The sequence below is a fragment of the Mesorhizobium sp. PUT5 genome, from assembly GCF_052216645.1.
Lineage (GTDB): Bacteria > Pseudomonadota > Alphaproteobacteria > Rhizobiales > Rhizobiaceae > Mesorhizobium.
This window is the reverse complement of record NZ_JBQOSO010000003.1, coordinates 1,006,120-1,022,950: the sequence shown is the minus strand read 5'-3', so window position 1 is coordinate 1,022,950 and position 16,831 is coordinate 1,006,120. Positions and strand designations below refer to the sequence as shown.

General features: G+C 66.1%; 16 protein-coding genes. 10 read left to right on the top strand and 6 right to left on the bottom strand.

Annotation, left to right across the window (positions count from 1 at the left end):
- The first annotated feature begins 34 nt into the window (after positions 1–34).
- The gene (locus tag ACTDI4_RS06455) at positions 35–526 is read left to right on the top strand and encodes a TerB family tellurite resistance protein (RefSeq protein WP_442840356.1); all 492 of its coding nucleotides are present in this window, start codon (positions 35–37) and stop codon (positions 524–526) included.
- 25 nt (positions 527–551) lie between these two features.
- Positions 552–1,262 (top strand): glutamine amidotransferase, encoded by a 711-nt coding sequence (locus ACTDI4_RS06450; RefSeq protein ID WP_442840355.1) that lies wholly within the window; start codon positions 552–554, stop codon positions 1,260–1,262.
- Between the two features lie 176 nt (positions 1,263–1,438).
- Here ACTDI4_RS06450 and ACTDI4_RS06445 read toward each other — a convergent pair whose 3' ends face one another.
- Complete coding sequence (locus ACTDI4_RS06445; RefSeq protein WP_442840354.1) at positions 1,439–2,926, bottom strand: ATP-binding protein; 1,488 nt, start codon at positions 2,924–2,926, stop codon at positions 1,439–1,441.
- A gap of 269 nt (positions 2,927–3,195) precedes the next feature.
- On the opposite strand from ACTDI4_RS06445, the gene rpmH reads away from it, so the two are divergent.
- The 5 genes from rpmH to yihA all read left to right on the top strand — a co-directional run bounded on the left by rpmH (position 3,196) and on the right by yihA (position 6,771).
- A complete protein-coding gene (rpmH, locus tag ACTDI4_RS06440; RefSeq protein ID WP_274630349.1) occupies positions 3,196–3,330 on the top strand; it encodes a 50S ribosomal protein L34 in 135 nt (44 codons plus the stop codon).
- A gap of 26 nt (positions 3,331–3,356) precedes the next feature.
- Positions 3,357–3,695: a ribonuclease P protein component gene (gene rnpA, locus ACTDI4_RS06435; RefSeq protein ID WP_442840353.1), complete on the top strand. Its 339-nt coding sequence runs from the start codon at positions 3,357–3,359 to the stop codon at positions 3,693–3,695.
- Positions 3,696–3,716: 21 nt separating this feature from the next.
- The gene (gene yidC / locus ACTDI4_RS06430; protein WP_442840352.1) at positions 3,717–5,522 is read left to right on the top strand and encodes a membrane protein insertase YidC; all 1,806 of its coding nucleotides are present in this window, start codon (positions 3,717–3,719) and stop codon (positions 5,520–5,522) included.
- Positions 5,523–5,588: 66 nt separating this feature from the next.
- A complete protein-coding gene (locus ACTDI4_RS06425) occupies positions 5,589–6,041 on the top strand; it encodes a nuclear transport factor 2 family protein (RefSeq protein ID WP_442840351.1) in 453 nt (150 codons plus the stop codon).
- Between the two features lie 85 nt (positions 6,042–6,126).
- Positions 6,127–6,771 carry a ribosome biogenesis GTP-binding protein YihA/YsxC gene (yihA, locus tag ACTDI4_RS06420; RefSeq protein WP_442840350.1) on the top strand — a complete coding sequence of 215 codons (645 nt, stop codon included), beginning with the start codon at positions 6,127–6,129 and terminating at the stop codon, positions 6,769–6,771.
- 45 nt (positions 6,772–6,816) lie between these two features.
- On the opposite strand, the gene msrB is transcribed toward yihA, so the two are convergent.
- Positions 6,817–7,317: a peptide-methionine (R)-S-oxide reductase MsrB gene (gene msrB, locus ACTDI4_RS06415; protein WP_442840349.1), complete on the bottom strand. Its 501-nt coding sequence runs from the start codon at positions 7,315–7,317 to the stop codon at positions 6,817–6,819.
- A gap of 159 nt (positions 7,318–7,476) precedes the next feature.
- On the opposite strand from msrB, the gene argB reads away from it, so the two are divergent.
- Entirely contained in the window at positions 7,477–8,370 is an 894-nt protein-coding gene (gene argB / locus ACTDI4_RS06410; protein WP_442840348.1) for an acetylglutamate kinase, read from the top strand.
- A gap of 8 nt (positions 8,371–8,378) precedes the next feature.
- Here argB and ACTDI4_RS06405 read toward each other — a convergent pair whose 3' ends face one another.
- Positions 8,379–8,855: an Lrp/AsnC family transcriptional regulator gene (locus ACTDI4_RS06405; RefSeq protein WP_442840347.1), complete on the bottom strand. Its 477-nt coding sequence runs from the start codon at positions 8,853–8,855 to the stop codon at positions 8,379–8,381.
- Positions 8,856–8,989: 134 nt separating this feature from the next.
- Here ACTDI4_RS06405 and phhA point away from each other — a divergent pair, with 134 nt between their 5' ends.
- Positions 8,990–9,823, top strand: a complete 834-nt coding sequence (gene phhA / locus ACTDI4_RS06400) for a phenylalanine 4-monooxygenase (protein ID WP_442840346.1) — start codon at positions 8,990–8,992, stop codon at positions 9,821–9,823.
- Between the two features lie 9 nt (positions 9,824–9,832).
- Here phhA and ACTDI4_RS06395 read toward each other — a convergent pair whose 3' ends face one another.
- The 3 genes from ACTDI4_RS06395 to ACTDI4_RS06385 all read right to left on the bottom strand — a co-directional run bounded on the left by ACTDI4_RS06395 (position 9,833) and on the right by ACTDI4_RS06385 (position 13,817).
- Entirely contained in the window at positions 9,833–10,678 is an 846-nt protein-coding gene (locus ACTDI4_RS06395) for an aldo/keto reductase (RefSeq protein ID WP_442840345.1), read from the bottom strand.
- 185 nt (positions 10,679–10,863) lie between these two features.
- Entirely contained in the window at positions 10,864–11,256 is a 393-nt protein-coding gene (locus ACTDI4_RS06390; RefSeq protein WP_442840344.1) for a DUF305 domain-containing protein, read from the bottom strand.
- 44 nt (positions 11,257–11,300) lie between these two features.
- The gene (locus tag ACTDI4_RS06385) at positions 11,301–13,817 is read right to left on the bottom strand and encodes a heavy metal translocating P-type ATPase (protein ID WP_442840343.1); all 2,517 of its coding nucleotides are present in this window, start codon (positions 13,815–13,817) and stop codon (positions 11,301–11,303) included.
- Between the two features lie 153 nt (positions 13,818–13,970).
- Here ACTDI4_RS06385 and ACTDI4_RS06380 point away from each other — a divergent pair, with 153 nt between their 5' ends.
- On the top strand, positions 13,971–16,769 hold the full coding sequence (locus ACTDI4_RS06380; protein ID WP_442840342.1) for a [protein-PII] uridylyltransferase: 2,799 nt from the start codon (positions 13,971–13,973) through the stop codon (positions 16,767–16,769).
- The last annotated feature ends 62 nt before the right edge of the window (positions 16,770–16,831 follow it).

Below are 16,831 nucleotides of genomic sequence, written 5' to 3'. Positions count from 1 at the left end.
CTGACCCGAACGAGCCTTCCGACGGAACCCGCCGATGTTCGATCGCATGCTTTCCTTCCTGAAAGACCTGCCGGCCAGAGCCGGCCGGCACGCCGGCCACGAGGATGATCCGCGCGTCGCCGCCGCAGCACTGCTCTATCACGTCATGACCGCGGACGGCGTGCGTCAGGACGCCGAGTGGGAACGCTTGAAGGCGTTGCTGGCCAGCGCCTATTCGGTACAGGGCGCGGAACTGGATGCACTGGCCAAAGCGGGCAAGGAGGCGGACAACGAGGCCATCGACCTCTATACCTTCACCAGCGTGCTGAACCGGCATCTTGACGCCGAGGCGCGAAAGGCTTTCATCGAGCTGATGTGGGAGATCGTCTATGCCGACGGCGAGTTGCACGAACTGGAGGACAACGTCGTGTGGCGAGTCGCCGAGCTGATCGGCGTGGAGACCCGCGACAGGGTCGAAGCGCGCCGCAGGGTGGCCGCGCGCACCGCGAACGTTTCGGATTCCAAAAGCGGTTCGAACGAAAAATAGACCATCACTCCGCAGACTTGCCTTCATGCCGGAACGCTCCAAGCCCAAGATCCTGATCGTGCTGCACCAGGAAAGCTCCAGTCCCGGTCGGGTCGGCCACGTGCTGGCGGAGGAGGGTTTTGCCCTCGACATACGCCGCCCGCCGCTGGGGGATGCGCTGCCCGAAACGTTGGACGGCCATGCCGGCGCAGTGGTGTTCGGCGGGCCGATGAGCGCCAACGACCAGGACGAGTTCGTGCGGCGCGAGACCGACTGGCTGGCCGTGCCGCTGAAGGAGAACCGGCCGCTGCTGGGCATCTGCCTGGGCGCGCAGATGCTGGTCAACCATCTCGGCGGCAAGGTCGAAGGCCATGGCGAGGGGCTGGTGGAGATCGGCTGGTATCCGCTCAAGCCGACGGACGAGGGCCGGAAGCTGATGCATTGGCCCGAGATGGTCTACCAGTTCCATCGCGAAGGCTTCTCGCTGCCGAAGGACGCCACGCTGCTGGCCACCGCCGAAACCTATCCCAACCAGGCGTTCCGCTATGGCGACAATGCCTGGGGCATACAGTTCCACGCCGAACTGACGCGAATGATGATGCAGCGCTGGGTGGTGCGCGGCGCGCACCGCTTCGAACTGCCGGGCGCCCAGCCGGGCCGCGACCATCTCGGCGGCCGGCTGATCTGGGACATGCACCTGAAACGCTGGCTCGGCGAATTCCTGGCCGCGGTGTTCGGCAGGCCGGAGCCGCGATAGGGTCCTTCCGACTTTCCCGAATGGCGGATACGCCGCGTCTTGCTCTTGCGCAATTCTTGGGCAATTCCGGACGGAAAACCGGTTTCCACTTTTCCTGGAATTGCTCCGGCTTCTTGTTCTTGGGCAATTCCGGACGGAAAACCGGTTTCCACTTTTCCTGGAATTGCCCTGCCGGATCAGGCCGGCCGGCGCAGGCCCCGGGCGTGATCGAGCCGCACCGGCTGGTCGGGGATCGTCACCGAAAAGACCGTGCGGCCGCCCACGCTCTCCACCAGTTCCACCCCGCCGCCATGGGCGCGGGCAAGCTCCTGGGCGATGGCCAGGCCCAGCCCGGTTCCGCCGCTGCGGGCCGAGCCGCGGAAGGCCGCGAACAGGTTCTCGCGCGCCTTGGGCGGCAGGCCAGGGCCGGTATCGGTCACCAAGATGCGGCAGACGCTGCCCGCGCGTTCGGCAGAGATGGTGAGACGCCGCACCACCGCGCTCTCGGTATCGCCGGCCATGGCCTGCACGGCGTTGCGGCTGAGATTGGTCAGCACCCGGAAGAGCTGATCGGCATCCGCATCGATTTCGAAGCCGGGCTCGACCGCGTTGACGAACTCTATGCCCTGCTGGGAATCGAGCAGGCCCTGCACCTCGTCCACCAGGAGCCGGAGCCGGAGCCGGCGTCGCGCTGGCGGCGGTTCCTGGGTCCGTCCATAGGCGAGCACGCCCTCGGAATAGGCCACCGCCCGGTCCAGCGTGCGCAGCAGCTTGGGCGCGAAGGCCTGCACCGTGGGGTCCTTCACCTGTTGCAGCCGGTCGGAGATGAGCTGCGCCGAAGCCAGTATGTTGCGCATGTCGTGATTGATCTTGGAAACGGCAAGGCCGAGATCGGCCAGGCGCTTCTGCTCGGCCAGCATCTTGTGGAGCCGCTCCTGCATCTGCGACAGCTCGCGCTCGGCCACGCCGATCTCGTCGGAACGGGCCGCCGGCTCGATGATGCGCGCCGGATCGTCGGGGGCGTCGGAGAAGGCCAGCATGGAGCGCGTCATGGCGCGCACCGGTCCGATCATGATCCTATCTATGGCGATGTAGACGAGCATGGCCGAGAACAGCGAGATCAGCAGCGAGACGACCGCGATGTTGCGCGAATAGGCCAGCATGGCGCTGCGCAGATGGTAGTCGGGCATCACCAGCTCGAATTCCTTGTCGCCGCTGTCGCCGACCGGCCCATACACGCGCAGCATGCGCTGGCCGCCGAAGAACAGCGTGTCCAGCGCGCCTTCCATCTGGGCCAATCGGCCCGTATTGGCGATGTCGATGTGCTCGTCGACCTTCGGCGGCATGGCAGCCACCGCCAGCAGCCTGGAGATGCCGCCGTCGCGCACGGCGATGGCCTTGGCGCCGATCGCCATCAGCACGTTGTCCTGCGCCGCGCGCGACAGCGAGCCGGGATCGCCCTGCACCAGCACGATGGATACCGCCGCCGCCGTGCTCAGCCTTTCCTTCAGCCAGTTCAGGCGGAACGTGCCGATCGCGGGCAGGAAGAACAGCACCTCCACCATCAGCACGAAGGCGATGGTCAGCAACAGCAGCTTGGTCGACAGCCCGCGCGCCAGCGGCACCTTTCGGGCAGGCGGTGCGCCATGCTCGGCCCTGTTGTCGGTGGGTGCGGTTTCGCTCATGGGCGAGGTGCCGTTGCTCCAATCCCTACAAGATTATGTGATCGGCGCCGATTTGCCAATTTCACCGCCCGAAAAGACCGGGCCCCAAAAAGACCGGACATCGCGCCAGGCCGGCCGGATTGACTTCCAGGGGGCTTCTACCTATAAGCCCGCTCACGCTCGGGCCATCCGTCCCGGCGCGGTTTTGGCCGTGCCGAAGACAGCCGGGTAAAGCTCCTGTTACCACGTGACAGAACCAAGAAGGGCCGCACTCCGCGGTATTAAAACAAATGAAGCGTACCTACCAACCCTCCAAGCTCGTCCGCAAGCGCCGGCACGGCTTCCGTGCACGCATGGCCACCAAGGGTGGACGCGGCGTCATCGCCGCCCGTCGCAACCGTGGCCGCCAGCGGCTGAGCGCCTGACAGGCGCCTGGGCGGAAACGAGATCATTGCCCGCAGCAAAGGCTCCACAACGGCTCCTGAAGCGCGCGGAATTCCTGGCCGTCCGGCGCGGCGAAAAGCGCCGCGGGCGGCTTTTTCTCGTTGAAGTGCTGGACCGCGGCGACGGCGGCACGCCGCGCGTCGGCTACACCGTCACCAAGAAGGTCGGCAACGCTGTGGTGCGCAACCGGGTGCGGCGCCGGCTGAAGGAAGCCGTGCGCACGGGTGCCGCAGTTGGAATGGCCCCTGGCCACGACTATGTCATCGTCGGGCGCCACGATGTGCTGGCCGCGCCGTTCGACCAGTTGCGGGCAGAACTTGCCCGCCGCATTCACGGAACAAGATAGGTCCAGAGGCCGAGCTTCCCGATGGAAAACAACCGCAACTTCTTCATCACCATCGCGCTGTCGGTGCTGGTCCTGACCTTGTGGCAGGTGTTCTACATGAACCCGCGCATCGAGGCGCAGCGCGAGACCGCCCGGATCGAGGCGAGCCGCGAGGGCGAGCAGAAGCCGGCCGCCGAAGGCGCTGCGCCCGCGACGACGGCCCAGCAGCCGGGAGCCGTGCCGAACCTGCCGGGCACGGACGGCTCGACGCCTGCCGGGCGCGAACAGGCCTTGGCCGCCACCGGGCGCGTGGCGATCGACACGCCGAGCCTGCAGGGCTCCATCAACCTGACCGGCGCCCGCCTCGACGACCTGCAGCTCAAGCACTACCATCTGACCGTCGACAAGGATTCCCCGGAGATCGAGCTGCTCAACCCGGCTGCGCTGCCGAGCGGCTACTTCGCCGAGATCGGCTTTGTCGGCAATGCCGAGACGGGCACGGTGCCCGGCCCCGACACGGTGTGGAGCGTGGAAGGCAACCCGACGCTGACGCCGTCCACCCCGGTCACGCTCACCTACACCAACGACAAGGGCCTGACCTTCAAGCGCACCATCTCGGTCGACGACCAGTACATGTTCACCGTGTCCGACACGGTCGAGAACGAGGGCTCTGCGCCCGTGACCTTGTCCAACTACGGCCGCGTCACCCGCTTCGACAAGCCGACGGTGGCTTCCACCTACGTGCTGCACGAGGGCCTGATCGGCGTGACCGGCGAGGAAGGGCTGCAGGAGCACAAATATTCCGACATCGAGAAGAACAAGCAGTACACGCCCGGCAAATCGACCGACGGCTGGCTCGGCATCACCGACAAATATTGGGCCGTGACGCTGGTGCCGACCGAAAAGCAGCCGTTCCAGCCGCGTTTCGCCTATTTCGAGGACGGCCGCCACCGCTACCAGTCCGACTACCTGAGCGATCCCATCACCGTCGCCGCCGGCCAGTCGGATACGATCCAGACGTTGGTCTTTGCCGGCGCCAAGGAAGTGGCGACCATCAACGCCTACGAGAAGGATCGCGACATCCGCCGCTTCGACCTGCTGATCGACTGGGGCTGGTTCCACTTCATCACCAAGCCGATGTTCTGGCTGATCGACACGCTCTACAAATTCTTCGGCAATTTCGGCGTGGCGATCCTGGCCACCACCGTCATCGTCAAGGCCATCTTCTTCCCGCTCGCCAACAAGTCCTACAAGTCGATGGCGAACATGAAGAAGGTCCAGCCCAAGATGATGGAGATCCGCGAGAAATACGCGGACGACAAGATGAAGCAGCAGCAGGCCATGATGGAGCTGTACAAGACCGAGAAGATCAACCCGATCGCGGGTTGCTGGCCGGTGCTGCTGCAGATTCCCGTCTTCTTCGCGCTCTACAAGGTGCTCTACATCACCATCGAGATGCGCCATGCGCCGTTCTTCGGTTGGATCCACGACCTGGCGGCGCCCGACCCGACCTCGCTGTTCAACCTGTTCGGCCTGCTGCCCTTCGCGGCGCCCGCCTTCCTGCATATCGGCATATGGCCGATCATCATGGGCATCACCATGTTCCTGCAGATGCGCATGAACCCGACGCCGCCGGACCCGACCCAGGCCGCGATTTTCACTTGGATGCCGGTGGTCTTCACGTTCATGATGGCTGGTTTCCCGGCGGGTCTGGTCGTCTACTGGGCCTGGAACAACCTGCTCTCCATCATCCAGCAGGGCGTCATCATGAAGCGCCAGGGGGCCAAGATCGAGCTGTGGGACAATCTGGCCGCCTTGTTCAGGAAGAAACCGTCGCCGGCGGAGTAGCCGGCCGTTCCATCGCAGCTCGCGTCGATCTAGGATCGTTCCCGGCCGCAACCGGGGACGATCGAAATGACACAGAACCACCAGCACGACGCCGAGGCCGTCAGGCAAGTTGTCGCAAGGCAGTTCGCCCGCCTCAGTTGGAACGAGGACCGGCCGGCGGACTGGGACGGCTTCAGCGCCGACTTCCTGCCGGGCGCCACGCTTTTTCCCGCCGCACGCCCGGTTGCCGGTCGGACCGTTCCCGAATTCGTGGCCCGGATGAAACATCTGTCCGGCACCAGGCTCTCCTCGCTTGAAGAGGAGGTGCGCGGCCTGCACGTGATGGTGTTCGGCAATGTCGCAGTGGCCACGGTGGCATGCGCCATGACCGAGAACGCGAGCCGGATCGAGGAAACCGTCGAGATGATGCTGCTGGTGAAAAGCGAAGGCAGGTGGCGCATCGCCGCGCAGGCATGGGACAAGGCGAGCGCCCACAACCCGATCCCGGCATCGCTTCTGGGGTCGCAGGACTTCGAATGACAGCAGATGGATTTTGCATGACATCACCCGGCCCCCATCCCGACACCGTCTTCGGCACCGATCGTCCTGCCCGGGAGGCAGCGAAGTGAGCCAGACGACAGCCGATCTTTTCGCGCGCCCCTGGGTCTTCATCCGCGGCGTGCCGGCCATGAAATTCCTGCCGCCGGAAGGGCCGCCGGAGATCGCCTTTGCCGGCCGCTCCAATGTCGGCAAATCCTCGCTCATCAACGCGCTGGTGGGCCGCAAGGGCCTGGCGCGCACCTCCAACACGCCGGGCCGCACGCAGGAGCTGAACTATTTCGTGCCGGACGGCTTTTCCGGCGAAGGCGGCGACCTGCCGCCGATGGCGCTGGTGGACATGCCCGGCTACGGCTACGCCAAGGCGCCGAAGGAGCAGGTCGACCAGTGGACGAAGCTGGTGTTCGACTATCTCAAGGGCCGCGTCACGCTGAAGCGCGTTTATGTGCTGATCGACGCCCGCCACGGCATCAAGGCCAATGACGAGGAGGTGCTCGGCCTGCTCGACAAGGCCGCCGTCTCCTACCAGATCGTGCTGACCAAGACCGACAAGATCAAGGTGGCCGGCGTGCCGCGCCTGATCGAGGCGACGCTGGAAAAAATCAGGAAGCGCCCGGCCGCTTTCCCGGCGGTGCTCTCCACCTCCTCGGAAAAGGGCGATGGGCTCGAGGAGTTGCGCGCCGCCATCGCACTCGCCGCCAGCGGCGGTTAGAACCTTTCATGGCTACACGGAACCATGGAAGGCTCTGGCAAAGGCTCAGGCGGTTGCCGGCGCAAAGGTCAGCGCCACGCCGTTGATGCAGTGGCGCTTGCCGGTGGGCGGCGGACCGTCGTCGAAAATGTGGCCGAGATGACCGCCGCAACGGCGGCAATGGCATTCCACGCGGACCATGCCGAGCGAGGTGTCCTGGCGCGTGCCGACGGCATCGGGCAGCGATTCCCAGAAGCTCGGCCAGCCGGTGCCGGACTCGAATTTCGTCTCGGAGGAATAGACCGGGAGCTGGCAGCCGGCGCAGGCAAAGGTGCCCTTGCGATGCTCGTTCAGAAGCGGGCTGGTGCCGGGATATTCCGTGCCTTCCTGGCGCAGCACCGAATATTGCTCCGGCGTCAGTTGCGCCTTCCATTCGGCATCGGTCCTGGTGATCTCGAATGTCTCGGCACGCGCGGGTGCCGGGCGGCCGATGCGGCCAAACACCGCGACGGCCGCCGCAAAGCCGGCGGCCGCGGTTCCGCTCATGAGAAGCTCGCGACGGGTCATTGCAATCATCCTCCTGGTGCGGTGTGGCAGCCTGGCGCTTCAATGGGAAATCAATTGCCGGTGAGAGGGGCGGCCGACAGCGCCGAAGCCATTTGCCCGTCGGCGAAAATGCCGCTAAGAGGCGGCGATCCTCGCCAGCCTCGAAGGGAGAGCCCGCCGATGACGGACGTCGCCGCCAACGCCGAAATGCAGGCCGCGCTGCTGTCGCGCGCGCTGCCCTACATGCAGCGCTACGAGAACAAGACCGTGGTGGTGAAATATGGCGGCCACGCCATGGGCGACGAGGCGCTGGGCAAGGCGTTCGCGCGCGACATCGCCTTGCTCAAGCAGTCCGGCGTCAACCCCATCGTGGTGCATGGCGGCGGGCCGCAGATCGGCGCCATGCTCAACAAGATGGGCATCGAATCCAAGTTCGAGGGCGGCCTGCGCGTCACCGACCAGAAGACGGTGGAAATCGTGGAGATGGTGCTGGCCGGCTCCATCAACAAGGAGATCGTCGCCCTCATCAACGCCGAGGGCGAGTGGGCGATCGGCCTGTGCGGCAAGGATGGCAACATGGTCTTCGCCGAAAAGGCCCGGAAGACCATGATCGACCCGGATTCCAACATCGAGCGCGTGCTCGACCTGGGCTTCGTGGGCGAGCCGGTGGAGGTGGACCGCACTCTGCTCGACCTTCTGGCGCGCTCCGAGATGATTCCGGTGATCGCACCCGTGGCCCCGGGGCGCGACGGCCACACCTACAACATCAACGCCGACACCTTCGCCGGCGCCATCGCCGGCGCGCTCGGCGCCAAGCGCCTGCTGTTCCTCACCGACGTGCCGGGCGTGCTGGGCAAGGACGGCAAGCTGATCGACGAATTGTCGGTGGCCGAGGCGAAGGCGCTGATCAAGGACGGCACGATCTCCGGCGGCATGATCCCCAAGGTGGAGACCTGCATCGAGGCGATAGAGCGGGGCGTGGAAGGCGTCGTCATCCTGAACGGCAAGACGCCGCATTCGGTGCTGCTGGAACTTTTCACCGAGCACGGGGCAGGCACGTTGATCGTGCGCTGAGCCGCGCGCTACCGCCGCAGATGGCCCAGCGGCACATGGCCCGGGCCCTTGATGTTCTGCAGTACCAGTTGGGTGTGAACATCGCGCACACCCTTCAGCCGCATCAGGCGGTGCATGACGAAGTCGTTGAGGTCGTCCACCGACGGCACCATCACGTGCAGCAGGAAGTCATGGTCGCCGGTCATCGTCCAGCAGGACGAAACCTCGTCCATGCGCTGCACCGCGGCGATGAAGGTTTCCGGCGAATCGTCGCTGTGGCTCGCCAGCCGCACCTGGATGAACACCTCTACCATAAGCCCGAGCGCGCGGCGGCTGAGCTGGGCCGAGAACCCCTTTATGACGCCGGTCTCGCGCAGCCCCTCGAACCGCCGGGCGCAGGGGGTGGCCGACAGCCCGATTTCCTCGGCCAGTTCCGTCACGGGCTTGCGCCCGTCGCGCTGGAGGATATCGAGCATCCTGATCTCGAAATCGTCAAGCTGTGGCATATCCACTCCATATCTGGCTATTTTGGGTGAACTCTACCACGAAATCCGCTTAATGGCCATAAATCAGGCCGATTTCGTTTCCTCTCGCACGTAGAATGGAAGCGCGGAACCATGCGCATCGCAGGGAGGAAAGCATGACCATCAGCGTTGCCGACTATGCCCGCGAATGCGCGGCGCAAGGCTTGCGCGGGAACTACTCGATCTGCCGGCCCGACTTCACCGTGGCGCAGGACTACGACTACAGCGAGGCCGAGCAGAAGGTCTGGCGCACGCTGTGCGACCGCCAGACGAAGCTGACCCGCAGGCTTGCCCACCGCTCGTATCTGGACGGCATCGACGCGCTCGGCCTGCTGGAGCGCATCCCCGATTTCGGCGAGGTGAGCGACAGGCTGCGCAAGCTGACCGGCTGGGAGATCGTGGCTGTGCCCGGCCTGATCCCGGCCCAGCCCTTCTTCGAGCATCTGGCCGCGCGGCGCTTCCCCGTCACCAACTGGCTGCGCACCGAACGGGAGCTGGACTACATCGTCGAGCCCGACATGTTCCATGACTTCTTCGGCCATGTGCCGATCCTGACCCAGCCGGTGTTTGCCGACTTCATGCAGGCATATGGCGCACGGGCGGCCGAGGCGATCGCGCTGGGCGGCGATCAGATGATAACCCGGCTCTACTGGTACACGGCCGAATACGGGCTGATGCAGGAGCCGGGGCAGGAGTTGAAGGCGTTCGGCGCCGGGCTGATGTCGTCCTTCACCGAATTGCAGTTCGCGGTCGAAAGCAGGGACGCGCACCACGTGCCCTTCGACCTGGAGACGGTGATGCGCACCAGCTACGAGATCGACAAGTTCCAGCGCGCCTATTTCGTGCTGCCGTCCTTCGACGCGCTGCGCGACGCCTTCCGGTCGGCCGACCTCGGCGCCATCATCCCGCACTGGAGGGACCAGCCCCCACTCGACCCGGCCACCGTCTGAGCCGCCGGCTCAGATCATTTCCAGCGGCCGCGGGCGCGTCGGCGGCGCAAAGGCGCGGTCAAGCTCGGCAAGGTCTTCCGCCGCGAGCACGATATCGGCAGCGGCGGCATTCTCGCGCACATGCTCGGGCCGGCTCGCCTTGGGGATGGCGACGACGCCATCGTGGCGGATCGTCCAGGCCAGCGCCACCTGCGCCGGCGTGGCGCCGTGGCGACCAGCGATCCGGGCCAGCACCGCATTGTCGGCAAGCTCGCCCTGCTCCACCGGCGAATAGGCCATCAGCGGAATGCCGCGCTGCCGACACCATGGCACCAGGTCGAATTCGACGCCGCGCCGCGTGAGGTTGTAGAGCACCTGGTTCGTCTGCACGCCCGCGCCCGCCGCCAAGGCTTCCAGTTCCTCCATGTCGTCGACGTCGAAATTGGAAACGCCCCAGCGGCGGATCTTGCCGGCCCGCACCAGCGCCTCGAACGCTTCCACCGTCTCGGCCAGCGGCACGCCGCCGCGCCAATGCAACAGATAAAGGTCGATGCGGTCGGTGCCGAGATGCTTCAGGCTGCGCTCGCAGGCCTTGACGACGCCGGCGCGCGAGGCGTTGGAGGGCAGCGCCTTGCTGACGAGAAAGACCTCCTCGCGGCGGCCGGCGATGGCGTGCGCCACCACCTCTTCGGCCCCGCCGTTGCCATACATCTCCGCGGTGTCGATGAGCGTCAGGCCGAGATCGAGCCCCAGGCGCAACGCCGCTGCTTCCTCCGCCTTCGGACGGCGGCCCTCGCCCATGCGCCAGGTGCCCTGCCCCAGTACCGGCACGGCCTGGCCGCACGGCAGGAGCGTGGTTCTGATCGCAGACGGCATGGCTGGCTCCCGGTTGGCGGTCGTGGATGATCGCATCATGTCCGAAAGGGAAAGTCCAGTTTGCGAGCCAGGGCAATTCCAGCAAAAGTGCGAAGCGGTTTTGCGTTCGGAATTGCGTCAAAACAAAGGGTTAGAGCGTTTCCGCGATTCGGAGAAAAGCGGAAACGCTCTAGGGTCAGGACCTGCTAATTCGCCGGATGCGTGGCCAGCCAGTTCTCCATCTCGTCGATTTCCTTGGTCTGGGTGGTGATGATATTTTGCGCCATCTTGCGCAGTTGCGGATCCTTGCCGTAGTCGAGCAGGACCATTGCCATATCGATCGCCGCCCGATTGTTCGGGACCGCGACATGGACGAAATCGACATCGGCATTACCGGTATAGTGCATCGCGACCAGTTCGCCGCGCATCTTGTTCAGCGCCGCCTGATAGCCGGCGGAAGCGGGATCGTCGGCTTGCGTAGGCGCGGCTTCCATCTTGTGCTTCGCTTGGGCGGACTGTGCCGGCAGGCTTTCCACGAGGGTGGTGGCGAGCATGGCCACAGCCGTCGCCGCAAGCAGAATCTTCTTCAGCGTGCTCATGGGTGCGTCTCCTGCGGAATCAGAAACTTATCTGGAATGGCAGGTCACAGTTTCAACGTCCGCAGCCGTAACGCATTTGCGATCACCGAAACCGAGGAAAGGCTCATCGCCGCGGCGGCCAGCATCGGCGAAAGAAGCATGCCGAAAACGGGATAGAGCACGCCCGCCGCCACCGGCACGCCGAGCGCGTTGTAGAGGAAGGCAAAGGCAAGATTCTGCCGGATATTGGCAAGCGTCGCCGTCGCCAACCGCCGAGCCCTGACGATGCCGGTGAGGTCGCCCTTGACCAGGGTGATCCCCGCGCTTTCCAGCGCAACGTCCGCGCCGGTGCCCATGGCAATGCCGACATCCGCGGCGGCCAGGGCGGGCGCGTCGTTGACACCGTCGCCGGCCATGGCCACCACCGCGCCCCGCTTGCGGAATTCCTCGATCATGGCGCTCTTCTGCTCCGGCAACAGCCCCGCCCGCAACCGGTCGATGCCGAGCTTGCCGGCGACGGCGCGAGCCGTGCGCTCATTGTCGCCGGTGGCGAGCACGATGGTGATGTCCATGGCGCGCAGCGCGGCCAGCGCCTCGGCGGCGGTGGTCTTGATCGGGTCGGAGACGGCGACCAGGCCGGCCGCCTTGCCGTCCACCGCCACGAACATCGCGGTCTTGCCTTCGCTCTGGAGCGCTTCCGCCTGCAAGGCCAGCGTATCGGCATCGATGCCGAGATCGGACAGCATCGCCGCATTGCCGAGCGCCACCTTTCGGCCGGAAACGGTGCCGGCAACGCCCTTGCCGGTCACGGCTTCGAAATCGGATGCGGCCGGTATGGAAAGGTCGCGCTCCCGCGCCCCGGGCACGATGGCCTCGGCGAGCGGATGCTCCGAGCCCTGTTCCAGCCCTGCCGCCAGGACGAGAAGTTCGTCCTCGGAAACATCGTCCGCAACCACCACGTCGGTCAGCTTCGGCCGGCCCTCGGTCAGCGTTCCGGTCTTGTCCACCACCAGCATGTTGACGGCGGCCAGCCGCTCCAGCGCGGCGGCATCCTTCACCAGAACGCCGGCATGGGCGCCACGGCCGGTGGCCGTCATGATCGACATCGGCGTCGCCAGCCCGAGCGCACAGGGACAGGCGATGATGAGCACCGACACCGCCGCCACGATGGCGTAGACGAGGCTGGGCTCGGGCCCGAACAGCGCCCAGGCGAAGAAGGCGATGACGGCGACGGCCACCACCGTGGGAACGAAGTAGAAGGAGACCCGGTCGGCCAGGCTCTGGATCGGCGCGCGGCTGCGCTGCGCCTTGGCCACGAGCTGCACGATCTGCGCCAGCGTGGTCTCGGCGCCAACCTTCTCGGCGCGCATGACCAGCGTGCCGTTGCCGTTCATCGTGCCACCCGTCACCGCGTCGCCCTCGGCTTTTTCGGCCGGAACGGGCTCGCCTGTAATCATGGACTCATCCACGAAGGAGCGGCCTTCCAGCACCGTGCCGTCCACCGGCACGGAGTCACCCGGCCGGACACGCAGCCGGTCGCCCGTCTTCACTTCGTCCAGCGGCACGTCATGCTCCGAACCGTCCTCGCTCAGGCGGCGCGCCGTCTTGGGCGCGAGATCGAGCAGGGCACGGATGGCCGAACCGGTCTTCTCGCGCGCCTTCAGCTCCAGCACCTGGCCGAGGAAGACCAGCGCCACGATCACCGCGGATGCCTCGAAATAGACCGCCACGGTACCGTCATGGCCGCGGAACTGATGCGGGAAAAGGCCGGGGAACAAGGCGGCCGCGACACTGTAGACATAGGCCGCGCCGACGCCGAGGGAGATCAGCGTCCACATGTTGGGGCTGCGGTTGAGGATCGAGGCCCAGCCGCGCTTGAAGAAAGGCAGCGCCGCCCAGAGCACGACCGGCGTGGCCAGCACAAGCTCGATCCACACGGCCGCGCGTTCGCCGATCCAGTCGCGGAAGGGCAGGCCCGCCATCGGCCCCATGGCCAGCACGAAAAGCGGCAGCGCAAGGGCCGCGCTCACCCAGAAGCGCCTGGTGAAATCGACCAGTTCCGGATTCGGGCCTTCCTCGCCGGTCGGCACGCCCATGGGCTCCAGCGCCATGCCGCAGATCGGGCAGTCGCCGGGCTTGTCGCGCACGATCTCGGGATGCATGGGGCAGGTGTATTGCGTGCCTTCCGGCATCGGCTCGGGCGCAGGCCGGCCCGCGAGGAATTTCTCCGGCTCGGCCTCGAACTTCGCCTTGCAGCCGGCCGAGCAGAAATAGAACTTCTCGCCCGCGTGGCGCAGGAAGTGGCGGGCGGAGGCGCGGTCCACCTTCATGCCGCAAACGGGATCGGTCGCGGTCACGAAATCCTGCGGCGCCGCCTCGAATTTCCTGCCGCAGCCTTCGCTGCAGAAATGATAGCTGCGCCCGCCGAACTCGACCGTCGGCTTGCCGGCCGCGGGATCGACCGTCATGCCGCAGACGGGATCGCGAGCCACCGCTTCCGCAGTCGCTGCCGCCGCCCCGTGGCCGGAACAGCAGGAGCCGCCGCCGGCGTGAGCGTGATGATCGTGATTCGAATGATCCATGGCGAAACCTCTGTGTCTCGACCCCAGATAGGGGTTCCAGCAACTGGAAGGTCAAGAGGCGATTTGCGCGGCATTGGGGCTCGGCTGCCGAAGCGATACACAGCGCCGAAAAGATAGGCTATAGACGCCGCTGACAAGGCGAATGCGGCAAGCATGGCGAGAATCCCGCTCAGGCTCGATGAACTGGTCGACAGTGCGGCGCTGCGGCACGATCTTTCGGCGCTGACCAAAGCCACCCACGGCGACGGTGCCGATCCGGCCGTCCGGGCGGCGGTGCTGCGGCTGCTGAAGGAACGGCTGGCGCATGGGCGCCGGGTGGCCGAAGCCCTGCTCATGGAAGACGGCGGCGGCCGGGCCTGCGCGGCGCGGCTTTCGCATCTCATGGACGAGATCATCCGCGCGCTGCACGATTTCGCCGTCACCCATGTCTACCGCGCACGCAATCCTTCCGCGGCCGAACGCATGGCCGTGGTGGCCGTGGGCGGCTACGGCCGCGGCACGCTGGCGCCGGGCTCCGACATCGACCTGCTTTTCCTGCTGCCCTACAAGCAGACGCCCTGGGGCGAGCAGGTGGTGGAATACATGCTCTACATGCTGTGGGACATGGGTCTGAAGGTCGGCCACGCCACCCGCAACATCGACGAATGCCTGCGCCTGGCGCGCGCCGACCTCACCATCGCCACCGCCATCCTGGAAGCGCGCTTCGTGTGGGGCGAAAAGAGCCTGAGCGACGAACTGATCCACCGTTTCGACGACCAGGTGGTACGCCTGACCGGGCCGCAATACGTGCAGGCCAAGCTCGCCGAACGCGACGCCCGCCACGCCAAGGCCGGCGAAAGCCGCTACGTGGTGGAGCCCAACGTCAAGGACGGCAAGGGCGGCATGCGCGACCTGCACACGCTGTTCTGGATCGGCAAATATTACTACCGCGTGCGCACCGGCGCCGAGTTGGTGGACAAGGGCGTGTGCACCCGCGCCGAATACAATCAGTTCCTGAAGGCCGAGGATTTCCTGTGGGCGGTGCGCTGCCACATGCATTTCCTGACCGGCAAGGCCGAGGAGCGGCTGCATTTCGACATCCAGCGCGACATCGCCGAACGGCTGGGCTACACCACGCATCCCGGCCTGTCGGCCGTCGAGCGCTTCATGAAGCACTATTTCCTCATCGCCAAGAATGTCGGCGACCTCACCCGCATCTTCTGCGCGGCGCTGGAGGAGGAGCAGGCCAAGCATGTGCCCGGCTTCAACCGCATCCTGCCCACCTTCTCGCGGCGCAAGCGCAAGCTGGCCGGCACCTCCGATTTCATCGTCGACAACCACCGCATCAATGTCGCCGATCAGCAGGTGTTCGCGCGCGATCCGGTAAACATGCTGCGGCTGTTCTGGTTCGCCGACAAGCATGGGCTGGAATACCATCCCGACGCGCTGAAGCTGCTCACCCGCTCGCTCGGCCTAGTCGACCGCAATTTGCGTCGCGACCGGGAAGCAAACCGGCTGTTCCTCGACATCCTCACCTCCGACCGCAACGCCGAACTCAACCTGCGGCGCATGAACGAGGCCGGGCTTCTGGGCAGGCTGATCCCGGAATTCGGCAAGATCGTCGCCATGATGCAGTTCTCCATGTATCACCATTACACGGTGGACGAACATTTGATCCGCTGCATCGGCGTGCTGGCCGAGATCGAGCGCGGCGACGGCGCCAAGATCCATCCGCTGACCCACTCGCTGATGCCGGGCCTCAAGAAGAGCCGCGTGCCGCTCTATGTGGCCGTGCTGCTGCACGACATCGCCAAGGGACGGCCGGAGGACCATTCCGTGGCGGGCGCCCGCATCGCGCGGCGCATCTGCCCGCATATGGGCCTTTCCGCCGCCGACACCGAAACGGTGGCCTGGCTGGTGGAGAACCATCTCGTCATGTCGATGACGGCGCAGACCCGCGACCTCAACGACCGCAAGACCATCGAGGATTTCGCCGCGATCGTGCAGTCGGTGGAACGGCTGAAGCTGCTGCTCATCCTGACCGTGTGCGACATACGCGGCGTCGGCCCCGGCGTGTGGAACGGCTGGAAGGGCCAGCTCCTGCGCACGCTCTATTTCGAGACCGAACTGCTCCTGACCGGCGGCTTTTCCGAACTGTCGCGCGCCGAGCGGAGCGCGGCGGCCCGCGCCGAGCTTGGACGCGCGCTGGCCGACTGGCCGGCCGCCGATCGCGACCGCATCGTGGCGCTGCACTACGAGAACTACCTGCTCACCGTCGACCTCGCCGACCAGTTGCGCAATGCGCATTTCATCCGCGAGGCGGACGCCGCCGGCCGGCAGCTCGCCACCATGGTGCGCACGCTGGAGTTCGAGGCCGTCACCGAGATCACCGTGCTGGCGCCCGACCATCCGCGCCTTCTGTCGGTCATCGCCGGCGCCTGCGCGGCCGCGGGCGGCAACATCGTCGACGCGCAGATATTCACCACAGCGGACGGGCGCGCGCTGGACATCATCCTCATCAGCCGCGAATTCGACCGCGACGAGGACGAGCGCCGCCGTGCCGAGCGCGTCGGCAAGCTGATCGAGGACGTGCTGGCCGGCCACGCCTGGCTGCCCGAGATGATCGAGAAGCGCACGAGGCCGCGGCGCGGCGCCAGGACCTTCCGCATCACCCCGCGCGCGGAGATTCGCAACACGCTGTCCAACCGCTTTTCGGTCATCGAGGTGGAGGGACTGGACCGCCCGGGCCTGCTTTCGGAAATCACCGGCACGCTCTCGGACCTGTCGCTCGACATCGCCTCGGCCCATATCACCACTTTCGGCGAGAAGGTCATCGACACGTTCTACGTCACCGATCTCACCGGCCAGAAGATCGAGAACCCGGCGCGCGAGAAGGCCATCCGCGAGCGGCTGATCGCAGCGCTGGAGGGCGGTGCCCCCGAGCGCGGCAAGGCGAAGGCGGCAGCGGAATGAGCGGCCACGCGACCGCCCGGCTCGACATGAGCAACGCGCCGCGCTTCGCCGCGGCCCCCCTC

Coding starts and splice junctions, on each gene's coding strand:
- ACTDI4_RS06455 (WP_442840356.1), top strand. CDS start 35: ATGTTCGATCGCATGCTTTCCTTCCTGAAAGACCTGCCGGCCAGAGCC.
- ACTDI4_RS06450 (WP_442840355.1), top strand. CDS start 552: ATGCCGGAACGCTCCAAGCCCAAGATCCTGATCGTGCTGCACCAGGAA.
- ACTDI4_RS06445 (WP_442840354.1), bottom strand. CDS start 2,926: ATGAGCGAAACCGCACCCACCGACAACAGGGCCGAGCATGGCGCACCG.
- rpmH (WP_274630349.1), top strand. CDS start 3,196: ATGAAGCGTACCTACCAACCCTCCAAGCTCGTCCGCAAGCGCCGGCAC.
- yidC (WP_442840352.1), top strand. CDS start 3,717: ATGGAAAACAACCGCAACTTCTTCATCACCATCGCGCTGTCGGTGCTG.
- ACTDI4_RS06425 (WP_442840351.1), top strand. CDS start 5,589: ATGACACAGAACCACCAGCACGACGCCGAGGCCGTCAGGCAAGTTGTC.
- msrB (WP_442840349.1), bottom strand. CDS start 7,317: ATGACCCGTCGCGAGCTTCTCATGAGCGGAACCGCGGCCGCCGGCTTT.
- argB (WP_442840348.1), top strand. CDS start 7,477: ATGACGGACGTCGCCGCCAACGCCGAAATGCAGGCCGCGCTGCTGTCG.
- ACTDI4_RS06405 (WP_442840347.1), bottom strand. CDS start 8,855: ATGCCACAGCTTGACGATTTCGAGATCAGGATGCTCGATATCCTCCAG.
- phhA (WP_442840346.1), top strand. CDS start 8,990: ATGACCATCAGCGTTGCCGACTATGCCCGCGAATGCGCGGCGCAAGGC.
- ACTDI4_RS06395 (WP_442840345.1), bottom strand. CDS start 10,678: ATGCCGTCTGCGATCAGAACCACGCTCCTGCCGTGCGGCCAGGCCGTG.
- ACTDI4_RS06390 (WP_442840344.1), bottom strand. CDS start 11,256: ATGAGCACGCTGAAGAAGATTCTGCTTGCGGCGACGGCTGTGGCCATG.
- ACTDI4_RS06385 (WP_442840343.1), bottom strand. CDS start 13,817: ATGGATCATTCGAATCACGATCATCACGCTCACGCCGGCGGCGGCTCC.
- ACTDI4_RS06380 (WP_442840342.1), top strand. CDS start 13,971: ATGGCGAGAATCCCGCTCAGGCTCGATGAACTGGTCGACAGTGCGGCG.